Raw genomic sequence first — 4,829 nt, 5'->3', positions numbered from 1 at the left:
TGTAATCCGTAGCTAGTAGGTAGTGCCGTTGACATCATCCTGGGCTTCCTTCCACGGATTCGGGATATGTGGGCGACGGTGTTATCTGCAGGCAGCGAGGTACGCCGATGACACCGCCGACACGCGCCGTTCGGGTGCCTCGAATTAGGCAGCGCCGGGCGTAGCTTCGACTTCAGACGAACGGGAGCGGGCTGATGGCTACAGCGCAACGTGTCACTCTCAACGACGGTACAACGACCTGGACGGTGATCGACAGATCGTTCGGTCTCGTTGAGCCGGTCGAGGCCTACCTCGAGTACGGGCGGCAAATCGACTTCCGGCCGAACACCACCCGCGCCTACGCACAGAGCCTGGCCCAGTGGTGGTCGTTCCTGGAAGTGACCGGCACGTCGTGGGATGCGGTGAAGCTGCACGACTTCGGCGACTTCATCTCGGCCCTGCGCTACGGCGAGCAGGACTCGCCGATCCGCGAACTCCGCCCCCGACCGACGCTCAGCGACAGCACGGTGAATCTCCGCATGCGCGCAGTGATGAGTTTCTACCGCTACCAAGCCGACAGCGGAACAGACGCTGCGCCGTTCCTGTGGAAGCAAGCCCACGTCCGATCCGGCCGCTACCTCTCGTTCCTCGAGCACGTGGCCAGGCGAGCGCCACAGAAGCGCGCCGCCATCCGAATCCGCGCCGCCCGCAAGGCCATCCCGGTTCTGGCGCCGACCACGATCGACGCCCTCCAAGGCGCCGAGGCCACCTACGACCCAACACTCGAGGAGTGGAGAGGTGACCTGCGATATCGGTTCCTGTGGGCAGTCCTGGCGGAATCGGGCATGCGGATCGGCGAAGCCCTCTCGTTGGAGCACCGCGACTGGAACACCGGGATCGGCGGCAAGAGCGCCCGGGTCGCGATCGTGAGCAGGCCACACCCGTACGGCCTGTCCGCCAAGTCCGGGGAACGCGAGGTCCACATCGGGTCGCGGCTCGACCGGCTCTACGCCGACTACGTGTGGTGGCTGTGCGACCGAGGCGCCGATGTCGCCCTCGATGATTGGGACAGCAGCTACATCTTCTGCAACGTGATGCGGAACCCGCTGTTCGCGCCCCTGCGTACCGAGTCGGTCTATGCGCACCTGCGCTCGATGAAGCATCACGACACCGCCCTCCCGAACCTGATGACACCGCACTGGTTTCGGCACACCCACGCCACCGCGCTGTTGCTGGCGGGGAGTCCCGTCCACACCGTCAGCCGCCGCCTCGGACACGCGAGCGTGCAGACCACGATGAACATCTACGGCCACGTCACCGAGGACGCCGAGCTGGCCTCGGTAGCGAATTGGCGCGAATACGTCGCCGGATGGGAGTACCCGAATGTCTAGCCCAGCAACCGATCCCGCCATCACGTCATGGTCGCGCAGCCCCAAGAGACTGCACCAGATCGACCCGGGGTTGGCACTAGCGGACATGTTCGACCTCACCATCGCCCGCAGGCTCTGGGACTCTCTGCCCGAAGAATGCCGCAGCGATCACTTCGACAAGAAGACGATGCCGGCGCACTACCGACCGGCGATCCGCGAAGTCAACGTCGGCGGGAGCTGGACCTCCTGCTACCTGAACTTCCGCGGTTTGCCGGAGCCGATGACCTGGGAGATCGCCTGGATCATCCACCGGCGCATCGAGCTGGGTCACTTCGTCCGCGTCATCGAGACGAATGCCGCCTTCATCCTGCTGCGCGCCGCGATGAATCACGACGACGAGTGCCGGTCGGCGCAATCGCTGCTGCACCGTTCGCCTGACGAGTGGGTGCGATCCGCACGGAAAGCACAGATGCGCGGTGCGAAGATCGGCGAATCTGCGTTCAAAGGCGGCACCTACCGCCTCGGGCACATGGCCGCCGTGCTCGGGTACGCCTATCACCGCGGCCCGTGGTGGGAGCTGAACGTCTGGAATCCCAGCCTCGACCCGAGGGTGCCCCAACGCGACCACGAACCGCAAGGTCGCACGACAATGCACTTCACCAACCTGACCAGCCTGTGGTTGCGTGAAGGAGCGAAGTACTGGCTTTCGGCGGGCCTGACCACGGAGCGGTACTCGTGGAGCACGGTCAAATCGCGCCTGGACGCCCTGAAATGGCTGCAACGCTACATCGACACCACCGCCGATCAGGGCCCGTGCCTGACAACGGACCCACACCGCCTGCGGGACTTCATCCGCGGCTTCTGCGACCTGCTCCTCGCACACCGCATCGAGTCCGGGGTACGCGCGGGCAAGGCGCTGGCGACGAACCCACGCCGCCAGATCATGACCGCGATCGAGCAGTTCTACCAGTTCATGTATGACCACCGGGATGAAGCCGCCACCGAACTCGGCATCAGCGCCTGGGCCACTCTGCGACCCGAGCACTGCGTGCTGTTCCGCCCCGAGGACAAGCCCCGCTTGGCCAACGTCAAGGCACACGACATGGTCCTCGAAGAGGATGTCATGCAGCAGATCGCCGAGGGCAGCGGCCTGCTCGCACAGCCTGTGAAGGAGGGCGGGCTCGGCGACCTGCAAGCCTTCCACATCCTGATGCTTCTGCTGCGCACCGGACGTCGCGCCAACGAGGTGCTGATGATGGACTTCGACCCGCTCGAACCGATCCTGCACAATCGCACATACGGTGATCCTGACAGCGCGGGCTTCGTCGCCCGGATGCGGTATCAACAGACGAAGATCGAATCGAACGTCGCACCCACGATCCCCGTGGACGAGGAGATCGTCACGATCATCCGAGCCCAGCAAAAGCACGCCCGAGACATGATGGCGCACTTCGGAAACTCTGACGTAACGCCGAAATACCTGTTCCTCTGCGCGAGCCGAAACCGACTGGGCGACAAGCCTTACCCGCTTCCGACAATGCATCTGCGGTTCAGCAGGCTCACCAGACTGCTCAACATCAGAGACTCCGTCGGCCGTCAGGTCGCGGTCTCCAAGACACACCGCTTCCGGCACACCGCCGCGACCAACCTGATCAACGCTGGAGTGCCGCTTCACGTCGTGATGCGCTACTTCGGTCATGTCTCCCCGGACATGACCTTGCACTACGCCGTGACCTCTGCGCAGACTATGGAGGAGGAATTCCTCCGATACAAGAAAGTCACCCGCGACGGCCGCACCGCCTCGATCGACAGCTCCGACCTCTACGATCTGATCCAGCTCGACAAGCGAGCTGACCGCATTCTGCCCAACGGTTGGTGCACGCTCCCACCGAAACAATTGTGCGATAAGGGAAACGCCTGCCTGTCCTGCTCGAAGTTCGTCACCGACTCCACTCACGCCCCGCAGTTGCGGACCCAGCTCACCGACACGGAAACCCTGATCGAACACCGGCAAGCAGTGTTCACCGCGAAGTACGGCGCCCCGATGGACGAGACGAACATCTGGCTGCAAGGCCGCCGGATCGAGGTCGACTCGCTCAACCGGATCCTGCTCTCGATCAACGATGTTTCCGCCGCCGACAAGGCCGTTCGCGGCCCCGGAACCACCATCTAGAGCAAGGAGAACAAGCCCGTGCCCGAACACCTCACCGCCGCAGCGCGACAACGCCACACCGAGACCAGAGCGCGCGCGGAAGCGGCTCTGCTGGCACTCAGCAATGCAGGCGAGCCGGTCACCTTCGCGGCCGTCGCTCGCCGCGCCACGGTCTCCACCGACTTCCTCTACAACCAGCCCGACCTGCGCACGAAGATCAACGACCTCCGCACCAGGCGCCCGCACCACCGAACAACTCCGGAACAGATGACCGAACCCGGACAGCAGTCTGCACCGTCCGCGGTCAGAGCACTGTCCTCGCAGCTCAAGGAACTCAAACGCCGGCACGCCGAAGAGCTCGGCGAGCTGCGCAAGGCGCTCGCGGTCGCCCACGGCGAGAACCTCGCGCTGCGGCGACGACTCGCCGACTCCCGCTAGCGCCCTGAGGGTAATCGGTTTCGCTGCTCGTCCACGAAACACGACCCGCCGCCTCGGCATTGGAGGGAAGCGCCAGGCCGGGACACGTCGACAGGACAGCGGCAATCGCGTCTTTCTCCGCCTGGGTCACCCACAACCGATACCGGAGTTTGACCGCGACCTGACGGGCCACATAAGCACATCGGAACGCCTTGTTCGGAGGAAGCCACGAGGCGGCATCGGAGTCACTCTTCGCCGAGTTCGGAGCCTGCGTGGTAGCGATGAGATTGAGCGGATCATTCGCCAGGTCGACACGTTCGGCGGCAGACAACTGCTGCGCGCCCTTCTGCCACGAATCACCAAGAGCGACGACATGCTCGATCGGGACGAGTGGCGAAGTCGTCTCCCCGCGAACGAAATTCACCGTGGTCCCGGTATACGGATCGTGAAGGACTCCCGACTGCACCACGCACGGCGGCGCGGCCACACCTGAGCGGCCCTTGCACGTGACGTCCATAAGGTCACGGGAGAGTATGTCCTCGCGAGTGCTCAGCGAGTTCCCGCCCCACATAGCGGTGTTCGTATCAGTCCACGCGGCACCGAACTCGCTGCGCGCATACCCCGTCTTCGGCGCACGACCCTTCACCGCAAGCTGCTCCAACGCGGACAGTGCCTCTTCAACCTGCGCACCAGGCGCAGCGGTCTCCGACACCGGAGCGGCGAATACCGTCCCGCCATCAGCAGGAAGGGCCGAGCAACCAGAAACAGCGACAACGAACGCCGCAGCCACCGCCGCGACGCCGCTCACGCTCTGGCCCATCGCACTGCCACCACAGCCATCAGCGGCATGACATCGACATAATGACCAGCAGAAAGAGGAAGACTCCTTGACAAAGCTGCTGATAACACGT

Annotated in this window: 4 protein-coding genes; 3 read left to right on the top strand and 1 reads right to left on the bottom strand. The window is 64.2% G+C overall.

The window, feature by feature from the left end; all coding sequences use genetic code 11:
- Window positions 1-194: 194 nt before the first annotated feature.
- The 3 genes from AC1Q6C_RS33220 to AC1Q6C_RS33210 are packed head-to-tail and all read left to right on the top strand — an operon-like array spanning window position 195 to window position 3,939.
- Window positions 195-1,370, top strand: coding sequence for a tyrosine-type recombinase/integrase (locus AC1Q6C_RS33220; protein WP_058037612.1), 1,176 nt, complete (start codon window positions 195-197; stop codon window positions 1,368-1,370).
- A complete protein-coding gene (locus AC1Q6C_RS33215; RefSeq protein WP_492667111.1) occupies window positions 1,363-3,522 on the top strand; it encodes a tyrosine-type recombinase/integrase in 2,160 nt (719 codons plus the stop codon). The genes AC1Q6C_RS33220 and AC1Q6C_RS33215 overlap by 8 nt, the downstream gene beginning before the upstream one ends.
- An 18-nt stretch (window positions 3,523-3,540) precedes the next feature.
- Window positions 3,541-3,939: a DUF6262 family protein gene (locus AC1Q6C_RS33210; protein WP_058038010.1), complete on the top strand. Its 399-nt coding sequence runs from the start codon at window positions 3,541-3,543 to the stop codon at window positions 3,937-3,939.
- On the opposite strand, the gene AC1Q6C_RS33205 is transcribed toward AC1Q6C_RS33210, so the two are convergent.
- On the bottom strand, window positions 3,836-4,489 hold the full coding sequence (locus tag AC1Q6C_RS33205) for an HNH endonuclease family protein (protein WP_492667112.1): 654 nt from the start codon (window positions 4,487-4,489) through the stop codon (window positions 3,836-3,838). The genes AC1Q6C_RS33210 and AC1Q6C_RS33205 overlap by 104 nt on opposite strands.
- Window positions 4,490-4,829: the final 340 nt, after the last annotated feature.

The sequence above is a fragment of the Rhodococcus sp. MT28 genome (genome assembly GCF_058792695.1).
This window is presented reverse-complemented; position numbering and strand designations above follow the sequence as displayed.